Here is a 19,588-nt window from a genome sequence, read left to right on the forward strand (position 1 = left end):
CAAATCCCGCCGGGCTCCCCGACGCCCCACCACGGCGCGGCGTCGCGCATTACTCTCGTGACCAGCACATCGACCGATCGGCGTGCACGACACCAGGAGGGTGCGGGGATGACTCAGGGACGGCACACCGACGCCGCCTCCGCCGGCCCGCCTCTGTGGGAGCGGGAGTCCGAACTGGACGTCGCACTGCGGGCGTTGGACGACCTGTGCGCGGACGCCGCGTCCTCGGGCAGCCTCGTCGTCTACCGGGGCGAGGCCGGGATCGGCAAGACCGCCCTGCTCGGCCGGGTCCGCGAGATGGCGCGGGGCCGCGCCACCGTATGGTCCGCCCGGGGCGGCGAGACCGTCACCTCCGTCCCGTTCAACGTCGTACGCCAACTGCTGCAGCCCGCGCTGCTCGCGCTCTCCGACGAGGAGACCCGCGAGTACTTCGGCGACTGGTACGACATCGCGGGCCCCGCCCTCGGCATAGCCGAACCCACCGGACGCCAGGCCGACCCGCAGGGCGTGCGCGACGGCCTCGTGGCCGCCGTCTCCCGCCTCGCGCGGCTGCACTGGCCGCGTTCGCCGAGCGCCTCGACGACCTGCCGGTCCTCCTCGTGGTCGCCCAGCGCGACCCCGAGCAGGACGCCGCGGCCGTCTGCCTGGAAGCGGTCGCCGAGGCGGCCCGCCCCGGCACCGCCCGGCTGCGCGCCCTCACCCCCGACGCCACCGCCGGCCTCACCCGGGCCACGCTCGGCGGCCACGCCGACGACCCGTTCTGCCGCGAGGTGTGGGCGGTCACCGGCGGAAACCCGTACGAGACCGTCGAGTTGCTCGCCAAGGTCCAGGACAGTGATCTGAGCCCCGAGGAGGACTCGGCGGGGCAACTGCGCGCGCTCAACAAGTCGGCGCGCGGCCGCGGCCTCGTCGCCCGGCTGGAAGGGCTCGGCAGTGAGGCGACCAGGTTCGCCTGGGCCGCCGCCATCCTCGGCACCCGTATCGACCCCGGGCTCGCCGCGCTGCTCGCCGGACTCAACCCCGAGCAGGCCGGGCGCTGCGCCGAGCGGCTGCGCGCGGCCCGCATCCTGACCGACTCCGTCTACGACACCGAGAACGCGCTGGAGTTCGTCCACCCGCTCATCGCCAGCGCCGTCTACGACGCGATCCCGCCCGCGACCCGCACCGCCATGCACGGCCAGGCCGCCTGGGCCGTCACCGCGTCCGGGCACGGGCCCGCCGCGGCCTCCCGCCACCTGCTCGAGGTGCACCCGGACGACGACCCGGAGCTCGTCGAGCAGATGCGCGCCGCCGCTCGCGAACACCTCGCGGTCGGCGCGCCCGACGCCGCACGGCGCTGCCTGGAGCGCGCGCTCCTGGAGCCGCCGCTGCCCGAGATCCGCCCGCACCTCCACTACGAGCTGGGCTGCGCCACGCTGCTCACCTCGCCCGTCACCACCATCAGGCACCTGGACGCGGCGCTCGACACGACGCCGGGACTCGTCGGCGACCAGCGCGTCGACGCGGTCTGCCGCCTCTCCCAGGCACTGGTCCACAACGACCAGCTGGAAGAGGCGCTGCGCGTCATCGACGCCGAGGCCGACCTCCTCGAACCGGGCCCCGCCCGGCTGCGCCTGCAAGCCGTCCACTTCATGTGGGAAGGCATCCACGCGGGCGAGGAGGACTCCCCGGGCCGCTCCCGCAACCTGGCGATGCTCGCCGACCAGCTCACGGGCCGGGACAACGCGGAGCGCGTCCTGCTCATCCTGCGCGCCTTCGACGCCATGACCCGCGGGGAGAACGCGGAGGAGGTCATCGAGCGCTGCGACCGCGCCCTGGTCAACCGGCGGCTCGCGCCCGGACTCGGCTGGCTCGACGCCGAGTGGGGTTTCGAGGTCCTCACCATGCTCGGCAGCGCCTACCTCTTCGCGGACCGGCTCGACCGCGCCGAGTCCCTGTTCACGGGCGCCGTCCGCGAGTACGAGACGGCGGGCTGGAGCGGCGGCCACCTCTCCCTCGCCCACGCCTTCGTCGGCTACGTGCACCGCAGGCGCGGCCGGCTCACCGACGCGGAGGCGTTCCTGCGCGAGTCGCTGCGCCTCGCCGACCGGGTCGGGCACGGACTGCCGATGCACTGGGACGCCGCGTGCATGCTCATCGAGACGCTGCTCGCCCGCGGCAAGGCGGACGAGGCGCAGGCGATCGCGGAACGCTACTCGTTCGGGCCGCCGTACCCGTCCACGATCGTGCTGCCCGACGCGCACTCGGTCCGCGGCCGGCTCCTCCTCGCCACCGGCCGCGTCGAGGAGGGCGTCAACGAGCTGGAGGCCGCCGCCAAGGCCGCCGTCGCCCGCGGCGGACACAACACGATCATGGCGCCGTGGGCCTGCGAGCTGGCCCGCGCCCTCGCCCCCACCGACCCGCACCGCGCCGCCGAACTCGTCAAGGAGGCCCGTGTCCAGGCCGAGCGGTTCGGCACGGACACGGCGATAGGGGAGGCGCTGCGCTGCGCGGCCGCCCTGGAGACCGGTCAGCGCCAGCTCACCCTGTACGCGAAGGCGGTCACCTACCTCGAAGCGTCGCCGTGCGCGTACGAGCATGCCCTCGCCCGGGTCGAGTACGGCATGGCGGCACGCTCGCTGTCGGAGCTCAACCGGGGCCTGACGCTGGCGCGTTCGTGCGGCGCGGACGGTCTGGCGGCGCGGGCGAGGGAGGTCCTGGAGACGGGCCGGGGCCTGCGCTGAGCGCTCCGCCGCAAGTACCGCGACAGGTGTCCGGCCGACTGCCGCACCGCGACGTACTTCGCCCGGCCCGCTCAGCCGGTCCGGTCGTCCTCGGTCAGTACGCGCTGGGCGACGGCGAAGGCGGAGTTGGCGGCGGGCACCCCCACGTAGACGGCGCACTGCTGCAGCACGGCGCCGATCTCGTCGGGGGTGAGCCCGTTGCGGCGGGCCGCCCGTACGTGCATGGCCAGTTCGTCGAGGTGCCCGTGGGCGACGAGCGCGGTGAGGGTCACCATGCTGCGCTCGCGCCGCGACAGGGTCGGGTCGGTCCAGATCTCGCCCCACGCGTACCGGGAGATGAAGTCCTGGAACCGCGCGGTGAACGGCGACTGCTTCCCCTGCGCCCGGTCCACGTGCGCGTCCCCGAGCACCTCCCGCCGCACCTCCATCCCGCGCGTGGCGCTCTGCCCGAGATGGGTCCGGAGCAGCCCCACCACGGCTTCCGGCCGCTCGGCGACGGCGAGGTGCGAGGCCCCGGCCAGCTCGACGAGTCCGGCGCCGGGCACGGCGTCGGCGATCTCCCGGGCGTGCGCGGGCGGGGTCGCGGGATCCTCCCGCCCGGCGACGACCAGCGTCGGCACGGAGATGTCCGCGAGCCGGTCCCGCAGATCGAACGCGGCGAGCGCGTCGCAACACGCGGCGTACGCGGCCGGGTCGGCCTCCCGGTTGTCCCGCACGAGCCGCGCGACGCCGAACCCGGGCGTGAACCACCGCGCCGGAGCCGACTCGGCGACCCCGCCCGTCCCCTCCTTGCGCACCAGAGCGGCGCGCTCCTGCCAGGCCCCGGCCCCACCGAAGTGGGCGGACGAACACAGCACGGCGAGGCTGCTGACCCGCTCCGGGTGTCGCACCGCGAGCCACATCCCGACGGCGCCACCGAGTGAGACCCCCGCGTACGCGAACCGCTCGATGCCGAGCGAGTCGGCGAGCGCGAGCACGAGCCCGGCGATGTCCCCGACAGTGGCCCCCGCCTCGATCAGCCCGGGGTCGGAGCGCCCGTGCCCCGGCAGATCCCACCGCACGACACGATGCCCGCTCGACAGCTCGGGCGCGACCTGATCCCAGAGCGCGAGGGAGGTCCCGAGCGAAGGGCCGAGGAGCAGCGGGGGAGCGGAGGGCGAACCTTCGGCGCGGTGGTGGAGGAGGGGAGAGGGGGACATCTGCTGGGCTCCAGGATCGTCGTTCGGGGCAGGGCGGCGAGGGCGCGGCCCGGGGTTGTCGGTCAACGGCGCTTCAGCGCCCTGTCCACCAGCTCCGGGGCCGCCCCGGCATAGCGCTCCGGGTCCGTGAGTGCCGCCAGGTCCATCGCCCTCAGGGCCGGTTCCTCGGACAGGATGTCGGCGAGGGGGCGGTTCTCCGTCGAGGCGCGGCGCGTCGCCTCGCCCAGGAGTTCCTTGGCGCGGCGCCGGCCGAGTACCGGCGCCAGCTCCGCCGACAGGCGCTCGGAGACGATTGCGCCGCCCGTCAGGGCCAGGTGTGCGCGCATCACGTCGGCCCGGACCACCAGGCCCGCCGTCAGTTCGGCCGCGTCCCTGGCGGCACCGCCGACCAGCCGCAGCAGCTCCCGCAGGGTCGTCCACTCGGCGTGCCAGGCGCCGGCGGGGCGTTCGTCCTCCGCCGGCATCGACCCGTACAGGGTCGCCGCGAGCGCGGGCGCGCGGCGGGCCGCCGCCACGATCAGCGTGGACCGGACCGGGTTGGCCTTGTGCGGCATGGCGGACGACCCGCCGCCCGTGCCCTCCGCCAGTTCGCCGATGTCGGTGCGGGAGAGGGTCGCGACGTCGACGGCGAGTTTGCCGAGCGCTCCCGCCGTGAACGCCAGCGCCCCCGCCAGATCCGCCACGGGTGTGCGCAGCACGTGCCACGGCAAGGCCGGTGAGGACAGGCCGAGTTGGCTCGCGTAGGCCGGGACCAGGTCCAGTGGGGTGCTCGCCCCGTACGCCTCGAACGCGGCCAGCGTGCCCGCCGCGCCGCCGAGTTGCACCGGCAGCCCCGACCCCACCGTCCGCAGTCTGTCCCGCGCGTCCAGGACCAGTGACCGCCAGCCGGCCGCCTTCAGGCCGAACGTCGTCGGCACGGCGTGCTGCGTGAGGGTGCGGCCGGGCATGACCGTGTCCCGGTGGGCGGCGGCGTGGCGGGACAGCGCGGCGGCGGCGCGGTCGAGTTCGGCCAGGATCTCGTGCAGGCTGCGCGCCGCGACCAGCATCAGCGCCGAGTCGAGGATGTCCTGGCTCGTCGCGCCCCGGTGCACGTACGGCTCGTGCTCCGGAGGGACGGCCGCCGTCAGGTCGGCGACCAGCGGGATCACCGGGTTGCCGCCGGTGCGGGCCCGCCGGGCGAGGTCGCGTACGTCGAAGGAGGACGCCACCGCGGCCGCGGTCACCGCCTCGGCCGCCGCGTCCGGCGCGAGCCCGAGTGACGCCTGGGCCCGCGTCAGGCCCGCCTCCGCGTCCAGCAGGCCTTGCAGGAAGGCTGTTTCGGAGGTCGTGCGCTCGGTGGGCGCGTCCTCCGTTCCGGGGTCGAACAGACTCACGTGAACTCCAGGAAGACCGTCTCGCCCTCGCCCTGAAGGCGGAGGTCGAAACGGTACGTGCCGCCCGGCTCCTCCCGCGCGACCAGCGTGTCGCGCCGCGCGCCGTCCAGCCGCGCGAGCAGCGGGTCGGCGGCGAGCGCCGCGTCGTCGCCGGGCAGGTAGATCCGGGTGAAGAGATGGACGAGCAGGCCGCGCGCGAACACGCAGACGCTCAGGTACGGAGCGCCCGCGCCCCGCGCGCCGGGCCGCAGGGTGTGCGCGTACCAGTGCCCGTTCGCGTCCGTCTGGACGCGGCCCCAGCCGGTGAACTCCACGCCGTTGCGCCCGAGGTGCCCGCCGCTCGCGGGATCGCGCCGCATCGAACCGTCGACCCGGGACACCCGCCCGGCGGGGTCGGCGCCCCACACCTCGAGGAACGCGTCCGGCACCGGCTTGCCCGCGCCGTCGTACACGTACCCCTGCACGGTGACCGTGTCCGGGTGCCCGACGGGCGCGATGTCGCCGCCGCCCGGGAACGGCAGCGCGTACCCGTAGAACGGCCCGACCGTGTGCGACGGAGTGGGCGCCGCGTCTCCCGCGCCGCTCGTGTCGATCTTCGTCATGCCTTGTCAGCGCCCTTCTTCGATCCAGGTGGCGGACGGCCCGTCGAGCACGATGTCCCAGTGGTAGCCCATCGAGAACTCCGGTACGGACAGGGCGTGGTCGTACGTCGCGACGAGGCGTTGCCGCGCGGAGTCGTCCGTGACGGACTGGATGATCGGGTCGTACGGGAACAGCGGGTCGGCGGGGAAGTACATCTGCGTCACGAGCCGCTGCGTGAACGCCGAGCCGAAGAGGGAGAAGTGGATGTGTGCCGGGCGCCAGGCGTTGACGTGCTGGCCCCACGGGTAAGGGCCCGGCTGGATCGTGGTGAAGCGGTAGCGGCCCTCGGCGTCGGTCAGCGTGCGCCCGACACCCGTGAAGTTCGGGTCGAGCGGCGCGTCGTGCTGCTCGCGCTGGTGGGCGTAGCGCCCGGCGGAGTTGGCCTGCCAGATCTCGACGAGCTGTCCGCGCACCGGCCGCCCGGCACGGTCGAGGAGCCGCCCCGAGACGGTGATCCGTTCGCCGAGGGGCTCGCCGGTGTGCTGCCGGGTCAGGTCGTTGTCGGTCTCGGTGATGTCCCGTTCGCCGAAGGCGGGCGAGACCAGCTCCACCGCCTCCGGGTCCTTGGACAGGTCGATGGCGACGAGCGGCTGCTTGGGGTGGCGCAGGACGGAGGAGCGGTACGGGGCGTAGTCGCGGCGCGGATGGTGCTCGACGGGCGCACCCCCCGCGATCCGCTTCTCGTAGGCGGCGTGCGCGGCCGCTATCTCCGCGTCGATGTCGTGCTGGGTGAGAGCCATGGTCTGTCTACCGTTCCCTCAGGGTTTCCGGGACGCGGACCGGCGCCGCCGTCTTCGCGAGCAGCTCGTCGGTGCCGACGCCGGGCGCCAACTCGACGAGTTCCAGGCCGCGTTCGGTCACGTCGAGCACGGCGAGGTCGGTGATGATCCGGTCGACACAACGCTTGCCGGTCAGCGGCAGACCGCACTCCTCGACGAGCTTCGGCGAGCCGTCCTTCGCGGTGTGGGTCATGGTGACGAGGACCGTGCGCGCGCCGTGCACGAGGTCCATCGCGCCGCCGATCCCCGTGATCATCTTGCCGGGCACCGCCCAGTTGGCGAGGTCGCCGCGGGCGGAGACCTGCATCGCGCCGAGGACGGCGACGTCGATGTGGCCGCCGCGGATCATCCCGAAGGAGAGCGCCGAGTCGAAGAAGGAGGCGCCCGGCAGGACGGTGACCGTCTCCTTGCCCGCGTTGATCAGGTCAGGGTCGACGGCGTCCTCGGCCGGGTACGGGCCGGTCCCCAGGATGCCGTTCTCCGACTCCAGGACCAGCTCCACGCCGCCGGGGAGGTAGTTGGGGATGAGGGTGGGCAGGCCGATGCCCAGGTTCACGTACTGTCCGTCGCGCAGCTCACGCGCCGCGCGCGCGGCCATCTGCTCCCGTGTCCACGCCATGCTCAGGCACTCACCGTTCGCTTCTCGATCCGCTTGTCCGCTGCCTGCCCCGGCGTGAGCGCGACGACCCGCTGCACGAAGATCCCCGGCAGGTGCACCGCGTCCGGTCCGATCTCACCCGGCTCCACCAGCTCCTCCACCTCCGCGATCGTGACCTTTCCGGCCATCGCGGCGAGCGGGTTGAAGTTGCGGGACGACTTGTTGAAGACGAGGTTCCCGTGCCGGTCGCCCCTGGCGGCCCGTACGAGGGCGAAGTCGGTGCGGATGGCGCGCTCCAGGACGTACTCGGTGCCGTCGAACTCCCGCACCTCCTTGGGCGGCGACGCCTTCGCGACCCCGCCCGCGCCGTCGTAGCGCCAGGGCAGCCCGCCGTCCGCGACCTGGGTGCCGACCCCGGCCGGGGTGTAGAACGCGGGTATCCCGGCGCCGCCCGCGCGCAGCCGCTCGGCGAGGGTGCCCTGCGGGATCATCTCGACCTCGATCTCACCGCCCAGGTACTGCCGGGCGAACTCCTTGTTCGCGCCGATGTACGAGCCGGTGACACGGGCGATGCGGCCCGCCGAGAGCAGGACGGCCAGGCCCGACTCCATGGCGCCGCAGTTGTTCGACACCACGGACAGACCGCTGGTGCCCTGCGCGTGCAGTGCGGAGATCAGTACGTTCGGCACGCCGCTGAGCCCGAAGCCGCCGACGGCCAGGGACGCGCCGTCCCCGACGTCGGCGACCGCCCGCGCGGCGGAGGGGACCACTTTGTCCATGTCGTCCGACACCTGTCTCTGAGGGAGCTGTTGAGGTGCTCGAAAATGCTCAGCGCACTGAGCATTTGGTCGAGTGGCCCACACGTTGCCACTGCCCAACTGGGCCGTCAAGGGTCTAAGATCGCTCAGTACACCCACACAATCGCTCAGTACGCCCCCACTACCGGAGGATCCAGATGGCCGCGGTGGACCTGACCACCCACCCCGGGCACCTCGCCCGGCGACTCCAGCAGGCGCACTACCTGCTGTGGAACACGATGGTCTCGGAGGAGATCACCTCGCCGCAGTTCGCGGTCCTGAACACGCTCGTCGCCGAGCCGGGGCTCGACCAGCGCACGGTCGGCGAGCGCGTCGGCCTCGACCGGTCCACGATCGCCGAGGTGATCAGCCGCCTCACCCGGCGCGACCTCCTCGAGAAGGAGCGTGACCCGGACGACGGGCGCCGCTGGCTGCTGCGGCTGACCCCGGAGGGCCTGCGCACGCACAAGAAGCTGACCGTGCGCACGGCGCGGATGAACCAGGTGTTCCTGGCGCCGCTCAGCGGCGCCGAGCAGGCGATGTTCTTCGATCTGATCCAGCGCGTCGCGGACGCCGCGGAGGGCCTGCGGCATCCGGCCGGGACCCACGCCTAGGGTCTACCTCTTCGCGAACACGACCCACACCTGCCCCGGCGCGAACGCCAGCGGCCGCCCGTCCACCGTGAACGCCGTGGAGTCCGTCGCCGTCGGCCGCTGCCAGCGCGCGTCGTACGCCCGTCCGTCCCGCAGCACGACCGCCCGCCCCGAGCCGACGGTGCGCGACAGCGGGGACGTACTGCCGAACCTGTCGTGGAAGCGGGAGTCCTGCACGTCGACGTACTGCACGACGACCGTCGCCGCCGCGAGCCGTGTCCCGCCCGCCGTCACCGCCGCACGCCCGTCCATGCCCACCAGCCAGCGCCGCCGCGCCGCCGACCAAGTGAAGGTGAACCGGGCCGAGGGGAAGCGCACCGTCCGCACCGTCTCGGCGCGCCCGCCCTCGGGCAGCCGCGCCGCGAACCGGAAACCCGCCGCGTCCCCCGCGTTGGTCCCCGTCGCGAGCCGGCCGAGCTTCGCCGGGCGCAGGAAGAGGTTGTGCGGGGCCGGCTTCCCGCTGCCCCGGAAGTACGCGCCACCGCCCGCGCCCGGCGGCATCGCCCGCAGCGGCGCCGCGTCGATCAACGGCTGCAGCCTGCCCTGCGCGCCCGAGTAGGCGAGCGTCGGGTCGCCGAACTGGCGAAGCAGCTCCAGGTCGGTCTCGCGGGCGCTGCGCACCGGGCCGACCACGGCGGGGAGGGTCGAGCCGAACACCGCCATCAGCCGGCTCAGGCCGCCCTCGACCTGCTCCGCGTACACGATGTCGGCGTCCTCGACGCCGGTCTGCGGGCGGGCCGCGCCCACGTTGTCGATCTTCACGGCGAGGAGCGGGGAGTCGCGCGCCGCGGAGGGACCGTTCCCGTCGGGCGGCGTCACGGGCTTGCACGCCGCCACGACCACGCCGAGCGCACCTGCGACGAAGCCGCGCCTCGCCAGTCTGTTCGCGTCCACGGCCCCTGCATACCCGCGCCGGGGCCGCCGCAAGTCCTGAGATCCGGCCAAGGTCAGCGCAGGACGTCCGCCAGGTCGAACTTCACCGGCTCCGCCAGCTGCGCGTACGTGCAGCTCTCGGCGGTCCGGTCCGGGCGCCAGCGCCTGAAGCGGGCGGTGTGCCGGAACCGCGTCCCGTTCTCCATGTGGTCGTACGCCACCTCGGCGACCCGCTCGGGGCGCAGCGCCACCCACGACATGTCCTTCTTGCCGGTCCAGCGGCTCGGCGCCCCCGGCATCCGGGACGCCTCGTGCGCCGCGCCCTGCGTCCACGCCGCCCAGGGGTGACCGGCGGCGGAGTCCAGGCGCAGCGGCTCCAGCTCGGCGATCAGCTCCGTGCGGCGCTTCATCGTGAACGCGGCGCAGACCCCGACGTGCTGCAGCGTGCCCGCGTCGTCGTAGAGGCCGAGGAGCAGGGAGCCGACGACCGGGCCGCTCTTGTGGAAGCGGTACCCGGCGACGACGCAGTCCGCCGTCCGCTCGTGCTTGACCTTGATCATGGCGCGTTCGTCCGGCCGGTAGCGCAGGCCGAGGGGCTTGGCCACGATGCCGTCGAGCCCCGCGCCCTCGAACTGGTCGAACCAGCGCCCGGCGAGTTCGGCGTCGGTCGTCGCGGGCGCGATGTGCAGCGGGGCGGACGCGTCCGCGAGGGCCTCCTCCAGGCGCCGCCTGCGCTCGGTCAGCGGGGCGTCGAGCAAGGACTCGTCGCCGAGGGCGAGGGCGTCGAAGGCCACGAAGGACGCCGGGGTGCGCTCGGAGAGGGTCCTCACGCGGGAGGCCGCCGGGTGGATCCGCTCGCTGAGCGCGTCGAAGTCGAGCCGCCCGTCCCGGGCGACGACGATCTCCCCGTCCAGCACGCAACGCTCCGGGAGCCGCTCCGCGAGCGCCGCCACCAGCTCGGGAAAGTACCTGGTCAGCGACTTGGTGGAGCGGCTGGCCAGCTCGATCTCCGGGCCGTCGCGGAAGACGATCGCCCGGAAGCCGTCCCACTTCGCCTCGTAGTGCATCCCGGCGGGCAGCTCGGCGGCGGATCTGGCGAGCATGGGCCGGACCGGTGGCATGACGGGAAGCTCCATGCCGCCGATTCTGTCCCGTATGACCGCCTGCTGCTATATGAGCGAGTACAGCCCGGTATGCGGTGTACGTGCCTGCCGCCTAGCGTGGGTCCATGGGCAGCAAGGGCGCGGCAGTGGAGCTGGAAGCGGGCGGGCGGACGGTGCGGCTGTCCAGCCCCGACAAAGTGTACTTCCCCGAGGGTGGCTCGTCGGGGTACACGAAGCTGGACGTCGCGCAGTACTTCCTGTCCGTCGGCGACGGCATCCTGCGCGCCCTGCGCGACCGGCCCACCACCCTGGAGCGCTACCCGGAAGGCGTCACCGGCGAGTTCTTCTACCAGAAGCGGGCGCCGAAGAACATGCCCGACTGGACGCCGACCGCCACCATCGCCTTCCCCTCCGGGCGGACCGCCGCCGAGATGTGCCCCACCGAGGTCGGCGCCGTGCTCTGGGCCGCCCAGTACGGCACCCTCACCTTCCACCCGTGGCCGGTGCGGCGCGGCGACCTCGACCACCCCGACGAACTCCGCATCGACCTCGACCCGCAGCCGGGCACCGACTACGCCGACGCGGTGCGTGCCGCCCATGAACTCCGCTCCGTCCTCGACGAGTTCGGCGGGCTGCACGGCTGGCCCAAGACCTCCGGCGGGCGCGGCCTGCACGTCTTCGTGCCGATCGAGCCGCGCTGGACCTTCACCCAGGTGCGCCGAGCCGCCATCGCGGTCGGCCGGGAACTGGAACGCCGTATGCCGGAGGCCGTCACCACCGCCTGGTGGAAGGAGGAGCGCGGCGAGAAGATCTTCGTGGACTACAACCAGACGGCACGGGACCGCACCATCGCCTCCGCCTACTCGGTCCGCGCCCGCCCGCACGCCCCCGTCTCCGCCCCGCTGACCTGGGACGAGCTGGACGACGCCGAGCCGCGCGACTTCGACATCACCACCATGCCCAAGCGGTTCGCCGAGGTCGGCGACCTGCACGCGGGCATGGACGACGAGCACCACTCGCTCGACGCGCTGCTCGAACTCGCCCGCCAGGACGAGCACGACCGCGGCCACGGCGACCTGCCGTACCCGCCCGAGTACCCGAAGATGCCGGGCGAGCCGAAGCGCGTACAGCCGAGCCGGGCCAGACACGAGGACTGACCCGGCTCGACTCACGTACCCGCTGGAACCGAGGAGACTACGGCAGTTCCTTCACGCGGACGTCCCGGTACGAGACGACGTCCGTCGTGCTGTGCACCTGGAGACCGATGTAGCCGGAGGAGTAGCGCCGGCCGTCGGTGCCCGGGTCGTCCGACCGCGGCGGCTCGAAGACCTGGCCGCCGTTGTTGTCGAACTCGTTGATCAGCACACCGTTGCGGTAGATCGAGAAGTGCTGGTCGACCACCTTGACCTCGTAATCGTTCCACGTGCCCTTCTGGGTGACGCCCGCGCCCGCGAGACCGACCCGGTCGAAGCCGTAGACCGAACCGGTCTTGTACATGTCGCCGTCGGGCCGGTCGAGGACCTGGATCTCATGCCCGTACTTGATGGCGACCCACTCCGGGCTCGGCTCCTCCGGGTGGTCGTGGACCCACGGGAAGCGGACGAAGACACCGCCGTTGGCGTTGCCCGTGCCCGGGGCGTCGTCGCGCCACTGGAGCTTCAGCGAGTAGTTCGCGTACTTGCGCTGCGGGAACCAGAGCATGCCCATGCCGTCCACCGTCGTGCTGCTGGTGATCGACCCGTCGGCGTTCAGGCCGAACTTGCCGCCGCCGACCTGCTCCCACTTGGCGAACTGCTCCTGCGAGCCGTCCAGGATCTTGGTGTAGCCGTCGGTCTGGCCCGGCTCGCCGATCCCGGACTGCTTCGCCGCCTTGTTGATCTTGTTGTACTCGCGCTGGTCGATCGCGCCGGCCTTGAGGAGCCTGTCGGTGACCGTCTTCACGTGCTTGACGAACAGCGCGTGCGACGACCAGTCCTTCTCGTCCTCGATCAGCTCGCCGATGCGGCACCGGTTGTCGGTGACGCGGTTCGGGATGCCCGTGTCCGTCGTGCCCACGAACACCGTCGTCCGCTCGTCGAACTCGGCGCAGTTGGGCGCGGGGACGCCGCCGCCCGAGGCGACCGCGAACACGAACAGCTGCGCCTGCGAGGCGTTCCCGGCCTTGTCGCTCGCCCGGTAGGAGACGGAGTGCGCGCCGAGCCGGTCGACCACCACGGGGGCGGTGTAGGCGAGGTAGGGCCCGCCGTCGAGCGAGTACTCGGTCTTGTCCACGCCGGAACCGTCGTCCGTGGCGGTCACGGTCAGCTTCGCGTTGTTGATGTACGCGCCGTCGGAGTTCTTGTCCCCGGCTACGGAGAGGGACACCGTCGGCGCGGTCGTGTCCTGCGCGGGCGGCGCCACGACCGTGAAGTCGACGGACTTCTCGGCGGCCTGGTTGCCGGCCTTGTCCGTGGCCCGGTAGCGCACCTTGTACGTGCCCGGGTCGTGGACCATGACCGGCGCGGTGTACGGCTGCCAGGCGCCGGCGGCGCCGAGCGCGTACTCCACCGTGTTGACCCCGGAGCCGGTGTCCGAGGCGGAGACCGTCACCGTGGCCATGCCGACGTAGGCGCCGGAGGCGTCCTTGTCACCGGTCACGGTCGCCGAGGTCTCCGGCGCCGTCGTGTCGTTCGTGTCCGGGGCGACCACGGTGAAGTCGAGGGACTTCTCCTCGGACGCGTTGCCCGCCTTGTCGGTCGCCTTGTACTTCAGGGTGTGCGCGCCGACCTGGTCCACGACGACGGGCGCCGTGTAGGGCGTGTAGGCGCCGCCGTCGAGCGCGTACTCGATCCGGTCGACACCCGAGCCCGCGTCGCTCGCGGCCACGGTGACCGAGGCGGAGCCGACGAACGCGCCGTCCGCGTTGGTCTGCCCCTCGGCCTTGGCCGAGGTCCCGGGCGCGGTCGTGTCGTCACCGCCGCCGCCGTCCGTCACCACGAGGACACCCTGCATGGAGAGGTGGCCCGGGATCGTGCAGTGGTAGCGGTACTTGCCGGGGGAGAGGGTGACCTCGGCGGTGTGCTTGCCGCCCTGGTCGTCGTTGGGGTTGGCGAGGATGTTGAGCGGTACGTCGTTGTTGTACTCGGGGTCCGACACGTCGAACGTCAGCGTGTGCGGCATCCCCATCGTGTTGCCGGTCGCCGTGCTGTTCTCGAAGACGATCGTCGCCTGGCCGGCGACCGCGGTCTGCGGCGCCGAGGCGTACTTCGTGATGTCGTCACCGGCCGTCCAGGTCAGCACCTGGTCCGCCGCTGCCCCGGCCGCCGGAGCCGCCGTGGCGGCGGGCAGCGCGCCGAGCCCGAGACACATGAGCACGGTGGCGAGCAGCGCGGTCAGCAACCGGTGTCCGGCCAACAGTCGAGGTCTGCTTCGCATGAGGGATCAGCCCTTCCCGGCCAGCTGGCCGGCCGCCGGAGTCGCCTCGCCGCCGGTGTACGTCACCTTCCACAGCGCCGACTTGGAGTCGGAGGTGAAGAAGCCGCGCCCGTAGTCGAGGACGTACAGAGCACCGTCGGGACCGAACTTCCAGTCCATCAGGTTCTTGATGCCGTCGTTGCCGATCGGAATGATCTTCTTCAGGGACTCGGAGTGGACCGGGACCGATCCGTCCCCGTGCGTCCTCGGGTCGGTGAGGACCGCGTGGCGCGGCTGGTCGGCGTCGTAGAAGTCACCGACGAACCACTTGCCGTCCCAGTAGCTCGGCCACTTGTCCGCGTTGGGGACCGACGCGTCGTAGCGGTAGACCGGGCCGTCCATGGCGGCCTGGCCGCCGCCCTTGAGCCAGGGGAGCAGGTACTTCGCCTCGGACTGCTTGTACGACGGGACGCCGTTCGCGTCGCGCGGGAAGTCCGGGGCGCCGCCCTGCGGCGAGTACCAGATGTTGTTGCCGGTGACCGGCGGCAGGTTGACGAGACCGTCGTTGTTCGGCGACTCGTTCTTCGGGTGGTCGCAGTCGTACCAGCCCAGCGGCTTCGTCGGGTCCGGCAGGTTGCGGTCGCGGTAGGGCTGCTTGTTGCCCATGCAGTACGGCCAGCCGCGGTTGGACGCCTTGGTGATGACGGCGAACTGGTCGTACTTGGCCGGGCCCCACGTCGTCGACGGCTCACCGGCGTCCGGACCGACCCAGCCCGCGTACAGCGTGTCGGTCATCTTGTCGACGGATATGCGCGCCGGGTTGCGGACACCCATCACATAGATCTCACCGCGCGTCTTGCCGCCGCCCTCGGCGGTCTCCTTGCCGGTGAAGAGGTTCCCCTCCGGCAGGGTGTACGTGCCGTCGGCCTCGGGGTGGATGCGCAGGATCTTGCCGTTGAGGTTGTTGGTGTTGCCGGCCGTGCGCCGCGCGTCGGCGAAGGACACACCCTTGTAGTTCGGCTGCGGATTGTTGCCCGAGTACCCGTCGCTGAACTGCGAGGAGTTGTTGTCACCGGTCGCGATGTACAGGTTGCCCCTGGAGTCCCAGGCCATCCCGCCACCCGCGTGACAGCAACTGTGCACCTGGACCGGCCACTTCAGCAGCACCTTCTCGCTGCCCATGTCCAGCTTGTTGCCGACGGGATCGAAGGTGAACCTGGAGACCCGGCGCTCGGCCATCTGCTTGTCGCGGTCGAGCTGCGAGTGCGGGGTGTAGTGCAGGTACACGTACCCGTTCTGCTCGAACTCCGGGTCCAGCTCGATGCCGAGCAGCCCCTCCTCGACCTTGACGAGCTCGTCGCCGCCGCCCTTGTTGCCGAAGACGGTCAGCGCCCCGGCAAGGGTCACCTTCTTCGTCTTCGGGTCGTAGACGTGGATCTGCCCGGTGCCCTTGCCGACATCGGGGTTGTTCCAGTCGGTGATCACCGGCCGGGAGGAGTCGGCGCCGCCGCGGCCGATGTAGAAGATCCGCCCGTCCGGCGCGGTGACCAGCCCGTGCGGCTCACCGATCTGGTCGTTCTGCCCGGCCTGGTTGGGCTGGGTCAGCCGCTCGGCCTTGTAGTTCGCGTCGATCGCGGCCTTGCAGTCGGCGCGCACGATCCGCGACGTCCACAGCAGCGCCCCGCGCAGATGGTCGCGGAAGTCCGTCTCGTCGTACGAGGCGACGGTGCCGCCCATCCCGGTGTAGAAGGAGCGCCCGCCGTCGTAGTCACGGCACCACGCGACGGGGTGGTCGGCGCCGTTCGCGCTCTCGCCCGGCTTGTACGTGGTCTCGTTGACCCGGGCGACCGTGTGCACGTCGCCCGACGGGTTCTCCACCCAGTTCAGCCACTGGTCGGGGCGCTTCCACTGCACCGGCAGGTTCTTCGTCGCCGGGTTCTGCCGGTCGCCGACCTCGACGGTCGCGCGCTGCACGGCGGTGGGCGAGGAGGCGGCGGGCCGCGCCCCGACCAAGCCGGTGAACCAGTCCGAGTACGGCTCGGCGCGCGCCGCGTCATGGATGCCGACGAACCCGCCACCGGCCTCCATGTAGGCCTCCAGCCCGGCTTCCTGATCGGGGTCGAGGATGTCGCCGCCCCCGGTCAGGAAGACGATCGAGTTGAACCGTCCCAGCTTCGTCTCGTTCGTGAACACGGAGGCGTCGTCGGTCGCCGTGATCGAGAACTGCTGGCCCGCGGGGCCGGACCGGCCGATCTTCTCGATCGCCTCGATGCCCGCGTCGACCGTGGGCGACTCGTCGCCGCCGGCCGCGGACCCGTAGAAAACGAGGACGCGCGGGGACGCGGCGCCGGGCGGCGACTTGATGGACATCGTTGTCACCGATGGGCTCGGGTCCTGGTACGCGCTGGCGGCGGGGCCGCTCAGCAGCCCGGCGCCCAGCGTGCCCGCCGCGATCCCGACCGCCCACAGGCGGCCGCGTCTGCTTCTGCTCGCTCTGAACGCCCGTACGGGCAACGGCTTTTGATGCGGTAACCGCCGCATGTGCTCACCCACTCCTCATAGGACACGGACAGCGCGGTGAAAGCTAGACCTCTTTGCGCGGTTCGCCAATAGGTATGACCGGGATTCCACAAACTTTGTCCTGAGTGTGGATAAACGAAGATCACCTGGCTACGGTGCTCAGCGCGACGCTCACTGCGACAGAAAAGCCCGTACGAGGGTGGGGAGTTGGCTGTGACGATGGACCGCGACGAAGTGAACGGCACGAGTGAGCCGAACCGGGCGAACGAGCAGGACCGGCGCGCTTTGAGCCGGCGGATGCTGATCGGTGGCGCGGTGGCGGCGACGGCGGGCGTGACATCGTTGTCGATAGCGGCCTCGGCCCCGACGGCGGCAGGAGCCGACACGCCACCGCGCACGGCCCCGGCGGGCGGCGAGGTCCGCCGCCTCACCCTCTACGCGGAGAAGCTCGCGGACGGCCGGCTCGGCTACGGCTTCGAGAAGGGCAAGGCGTCGGTCCCCGGCCCGCTCATCGAGCTGAACGAGGGCGACACCGCGCACATCGAACTTCACAACCTCACCGACGTCGACGCGAGCCTGCACGTGCACGGCATGGACTACGAGATCTCCAGCGACGGTACGCGGATGAACCGCAGCCACGTCGAACCCGGCGGCAGCCGCACCTACACCTGGCGGACGCACGCGCCGGGCCGCCGCAAGGACGGGACGTGGCGCGCGGGTTCGGCGGGTTACTGGCACTACCACGACCACGTGGTGGGCACGGACCACGGAACGGGCGGCATCCGGAAGGGCCTCTACGGGCCGGTGATCGTGCGCCGCAAGGGCGACATCCTGCCCGACCCGGGCAAGACGTTCACCATCGTCTTCAACGACATGACGATCAACAACAAGGGGATGCACGAGGCGCCCACCTTCGAGGCGACGGTCGGCGACCGCGTCGAGATCGTCATGATCACGCACGGCGAGTACTACCACACGTTCCACATGCACGGTCACCGCTGGGCCGACAACCGCACCGGCATGCTCACCGGCCCCGACGACCCGACCCAGGTCATCGACAACAAGATCTGCGGCCCGGCGGACTCCTTCGGCTTCCAGATCATCGCGGGCGAGGGCGTCGGCGCGGGCGCCTGGATGTACCACTGCCACGTCCAGAGCCACTCGGACATGGGGATGGCGGGCTTGTTCCTGGTGAAGAAGGCGGACGGCTCGGTCCCGGCGTACGACGCGCCGCACCACTGATCCCTTGTGCGGCGGCGCATGGGTGCGCCAGTGTGCGTGTGGGTGCAGATGGGCGGTTGCACCTGTACGGGCCGATGCGTCGCCGAGGGAGTCGAGTTGAGCAAGGATCGTACGTATGACTATGTCGTCGTCGGGGCCGGGTCCGCCGGGTGCGTGGTGGCCGGGCGGCTGAGCGAGGATCCGGGGGTGCGGGTCGCGCTCGTCGAGGCCGGGCCGCGCGACCGGAAGACGGAGATCCGGATTCCGGCCGCGTTCCCGAAGCTGTTCCGGACGGTGTACGACTGGGACTACCGGACCAGTGGACAACCCGGGCTCGACGGGCGGGAGTTGTACTGGCCGCGTGGGCGCACGCTCGGTGGGTCCTCGTCGCTCAACGCCATGATGTGGGTGCGCGGGCACCGCGACGACTACGACGCCTGGGGCGAGGCCGCCGGGCCCGGGTGGGCGTACGACGCGTTCGAGCGGTACTTCCGGCGCGCCGAGCGGTGGAGCGGCCCCAGGGGCGAAGGGTCCGTGTACGGCACCGAGGGGCCGCTGCACATCTCGCCGCTGCGGCAGCCCAACCCCACCACCGCCGCCTTCCTCGCCGCCTGCCGCGCTCAAGGACTGCGCGAGCTCGACGAGTTGAACCGGGGTGACAACAGCGGGTTCGCCCCGACGCCCGTCAATCAGCACCGCGGACGCCGCTGGAGCGCCGCCGACGGGTATCTCAAGCCCGCCACCCGTCGGCCCAATCTCGACATCTACACCGATGCCCGGGTCACACGTATCGACTTCGACGGCGTCCGTGCCTCCGGTGTCGTCGCCGAGGGCGTCGCCGCGGGGACGTTGCGCGCCACCCGGGAGGTCGTCCTCGCCGCCGGTGCCATCGGGTCGCCGCAGCTGTTGCAGCAGGCCGGAATCGGTGATCCGGACGTGCTCGCCGCCGCCGGGATCGACACCCGCGTCGCGTCGCCCGATGTGGGGCGGCATCTGCGGGACCACCTGTCGTACGCGGTCACCGTCCGCTGCCCGCGCCCCGTCTCCCTGACCGGCGCGGACACCCCGGCCAACATCGCCCGTTTCCTGCTCGGCGGGCGTGGACCCCTCACCTCGAACGTCGGGGAGGCCGTCGCCTTCGTCAAGACCCGGGAAGAACTCGGCGCGCCCGACATCGAGTTGGTGTACGCGCCCGTCCCGTTCGTGAACCACGGGCTCACCCCGCCCACCGAGCACGGGCTCACCCTCGGCGTCGTCCTGCTCCAGCCGCGCAGCACCGGCCGCGTCACCCCGGCCGGCCGCACTGGGCGGCCCCGCATCGACCCCGGCTACCTCTCCGACGCCGGCGGCGAGGATCTGCGGACGCTCGTCGCGGGCGTGCGCAAGGCCGAGGAGCTGCTCGCGGACGACGCGTTGCGGTCCTTCCACTCGGCCCCGATGGCCGCCTACCCGGGGGTCGTCGACGACGAGGCGCTCGCCCGAGCCGTCCGGGGCGGCGCCGAGACCCTGTACCACCCCGTCGGCACCTGCCGGATGGGCGCCGACGCGGGCTCCGTCACCGATCCCCGGCTGCGGGTCCGCGGCACGGAGGCGCTGCGGGTCGTCGACGCCTCCGTCATGCCGCGCATCACCCGCGGGCACACCCACGCGCCCACGGTCGCCCTCGCGGAGAAGGCCGTCGACCTGATCCGCGAGGACGCCGGATGAGATGACG

General features: G+C 72.1%; 14 protein-coding genes and 1 pseudogene. 5 read left to right on the plus strand and 10 right to left on the minus strand.

Annotated features, from left to right (window positions below):
• Positions 1-108 precede the first annotated feature (108 nt).
• Positions 109-2,723, plus strand: a pseudogene (locus tag ACH4RC_RS03255) (ATP-binding protein).
• Positions 2,724-2,794: 71 nt separating this feature from the next.
• Here the strand turns inward: ACH4RC_RS03255 and pcaD are convergent.
• From pcaD to ACH4RC_RS03285, 6 genes are all read right to left on the minus strand, one after another.
• Positions 2,795-3,922 (minus strand): 3-oxoadipate enol-lactonase, encoded by a 1,128-nt coding sequence (pcaD, locus tag ACH4RC_RS03260; protein WP_398194443.1) that lies wholly within the window; start codon positions 3,920-3,922, stop codon positions 2,795-2,797.
• 62 nt (positions 3,923-3,984) lie between these two features.
• Positions 3,985-5,295, minus strand: coding sequence for a 3-carboxy-cis,cis-muconate cycloisomerase (gene pcaB / locus ACH4RC_RS03265; protein ID WP_398194446.1), 1,311 nt, complete (start codon positions 5,293-5,295; stop codon positions 3,985-3,987).
• Complete coding sequence (gene pcaG, locus ACH4RC_RS03270) at positions 5,292-5,897, minus strand: protocatechuate 3,4-dioxygenase subunit alpha (protein ID WP_398194449.1); 606 nt, start codon at positions 5,895-5,897, stop codon at positions 5,292-5,294. Before pcaG ends, pcaB begins: the two co-directional genes overlap by 4 nt.
• A 6-nt stretch (positions 5,898-5,903) precedes the next feature.
• Positions 5,904-6,677: a protocatechuate 3,4-dioxygenase subunit beta gene (gene pcaH, locus ACH4RC_RS03275; protein ID WP_398194451.1), complete on the minus strand. Its 774-nt coding sequence runs from the start codon at positions 6,675-6,677 to the stop codon at positions 5,904-5,906.
• 7 nt (positions 6,678-6,684) lie between these two features.
• Positions 6,685-7,335 carry a CoA transferase subunit B gene (locus ACH4RC_RS03280; protein WP_398194454.1) on the minus strand — a complete coding sequence of 217 codons (651 nt, stop codon included), beginning with the start codon at positions 7,333-7,335 and terminating at the stop codon, positions 6,685-6,687.
• Positions 7,336-7,337: 2 nt separating this feature from the next.
• Positions 7,338-8,093 carry a CoA transferase subunit A gene (locus tag ACH4RC_RS03285; protein WP_398194456.1) on the minus strand — a complete coding sequence of 252 codons (756 nt, stop codon included), beginning with the start codon at positions 8,091-8,093 and terminating at the stop codon, positions 7,338-7,340.
• A 176-nt stretch (positions 8,094-8,269) separates the two neighbouring features.
• Between ACH4RC_RS03285 and ACH4RC_RS03290 the strand changes: the two genes are divergently transcribed.
• Positions 8,270-8,725, plus strand: a complete 456-nt coding sequence (locus ACH4RC_RS03290; protein WP_398194459.1) for a MarR family winged helix-turn-helix transcriptional regulator — start codon at positions 8,270-8,272, stop codon at positions 8,723-8,725.
• A gap of 3 nt (positions 8,726-8,728) precedes the next feature.
• Here ACH4RC_RS03290 and ACH4RC_RS03295 read toward each other — a convergent pair whose 3' ends face one another.
• Both ACH4RC_RS03295 and ACH4RC_RS03300 read right to left on the minus strand, forming a co-directional pair.
• Complete coding sequence (locus ACH4RC_RS03295) at positions 8,729-9,658, minus strand: DUF3048 domain-containing protein (protein ID WP_398194461.1); 930 nt, start codon at positions 9,656-9,658, stop codon at positions 8,729-8,731.
• 53 nt (positions 9,659-9,711) lie between these two features.
• Positions 9,712-10,773, minus strand: coding sequence for an ATP-dependent DNA ligase (locus ACH4RC_RS03300; protein WP_398194463.1), 1,062 nt, complete (start codon positions 10,771-10,773; stop codon positions 9,712-9,714).
• Positions 10,774-10,865: 92 nt separating this feature from the next.
• Here ACH4RC_RS03300 and ligD point away from each other — a divergent pair, with 92 nt between their 5' ends.
• The gene (ligD, locus tag ACH4RC_RS03305; protein WP_398194466.1) at positions 10,866-11,897 is read left to right on the plus strand and encodes a non-homologous end-joining DNA ligase; all 1,032 of its coding nucleotides are present in this window, start codon (positions 10,866-10,868) and stop codon (positions 11,895-11,897) included.
• A 37-nt stretch (positions 11,898-11,934) separates the two neighbouring features.
• Here ligD and ACH4RC_RS03310 read toward each other — a convergent pair whose 3' ends face one another.
• Entirely contained in the window at positions 11,935-14,154 is a 2,220-nt protein-coding gene (locus ACH4RC_RS03310; protein WP_398194468.1) for an OmpL47-type beta-barrel domain-containing protein, read from the minus strand.
• 6 nt (positions 14,155-14,160) lie between these two features.
• A complete protein-coding gene (locus ACH4RC_RS03315) occupies positions 14,161-16,674 on the minus strand; it encodes a ThuA domain-containing protein (protein ID WP_398194471.1) in 2,514 nt (837 codons plus the stop codon).
• 198 nt (positions 16,675-16,872) lie between these two features.
• Here ACH4RC_RS03315 and ACH4RC_RS03320 point away from each other — a divergent pair, with 198 nt between their 5' ends.
• Together ACH4RC_RS03320 and ACH4RC_RS03325 are read left to right on the plus strand one after the other, a co-directional pair.
• Positions 16,873-17,895, plus strand: a complete 1,023-nt coding sequence (locus ACH4RC_RS03320) for a multicopper oxidase domain-containing protein (protein WP_398194474.1) — start codon at positions 16,873-16,875, stop codon at positions 17,893-17,895.
• 96 nt (positions 17,896-17,991) lie between these two features.
• Positions 17,992-19,581: a GMC family oxidoreductase gene (locus ACH4RC_RS03325; protein ID WP_398194477.1), complete on the plus strand. Its 1,590-nt coding sequence runs from the start codon at positions 17,992-17,994 to the stop codon at positions 19,579-19,581.
• Positions 19,582-19,588: the final 7 nt, after the last annotated feature.

This window comes from Streptomyces sp. NPDC016845 (assembly GCF_044332585.1).
GTDB lineage: Bacteria > Actinomycetota > Actinomycetes > Streptomycetales > Streptomycetaceae > Streptomyces.

What these genes read in the sequence shown, in the direction of transcription:
- pcaD (WP_398194443.1), bottom strand. Translation starts at nt 3,922, where the DNA reads ATGTCCCCCTCTCCCCTCCTCCACCACCGCGCCGAAGGTTCGCCCTCC.
- pcaG (WP_398194449.1), bottom strand. Translation starts at nt 5,897, where the DNA reads ATGACGAAGATCGACACGAGCGGCGCGGGAGACGCGGCGCCCACTCCG.
- pcaH (WP_398194451.1), bottom strand. Translation starts at nt 6,677, where the DNA reads ATGGCTCTCACCCAGCACGACATCGACGCGGAGATAGCGGCCGCGCAC.
- ACH4RC_RS03280 (WP_398194454.1), bottom strand. Translation starts at nt 7,335, where the DNA reads ATGGCGTGGACACGGGAGCAGATGGCCGCGCGCGCGGCGCGTGAGCTG.
- ACH4RC_RS03285 (WP_398194456.1), bottom strand. Translation starts at nt 8,093, where the DNA reads ATGGACAAAGTGGTCCCCTCCGCCGCGCGGGCGGTCGCCGACGTCGGG.
- ACH4RC_RS03290 (WP_398194459.1), top strand. Translation starts at nt 8,270, where the DNA reads ATGGCCGCGGTGGACCTGACCACCCACCCCGGGCACCTCGCCCGGCGA.
- ACH4RC_RS03300 (WP_398194463.1), bottom strand. Translation starts at nt 10,773, where the DNA reads ATGGAGCTTCCCGTCATGCCACCGGTCCGGCCCATGCTCGCCAGATCC.
- ligD (WP_398194466.1), top strand. Translation starts at nt 10,866, where the DNA reads ATGGGCAGCAAGGGCGCGGCAGTGGAGCTGGAAGCGGGCGGGCGGACG.
- ACH4RC_RS03310 (WP_398194468.1), bottom strand. Translation starts at nt 14,154, where the DNA reads ATGCGAAGCAGACCTCGACTGTTGGCCGGACACCGGTTGCTGACCGCG.
- ACH4RC_RS03315 (WP_398194471.1), bottom strand. Translation starts at nt 16,674, where the DNA reads ATGCGGCGGTTACCGCATCAAAAGCCGTTGCCCGTACGGGCGTTCAGA.
- ACH4RC_RS03320 (WP_398194474.1), top strand. Translation starts at nt 16,873, where the DNA reads ATGGACCGCGACGAAGTGAACGGCACGAGTGAGCCGAACCGGGCGAAC.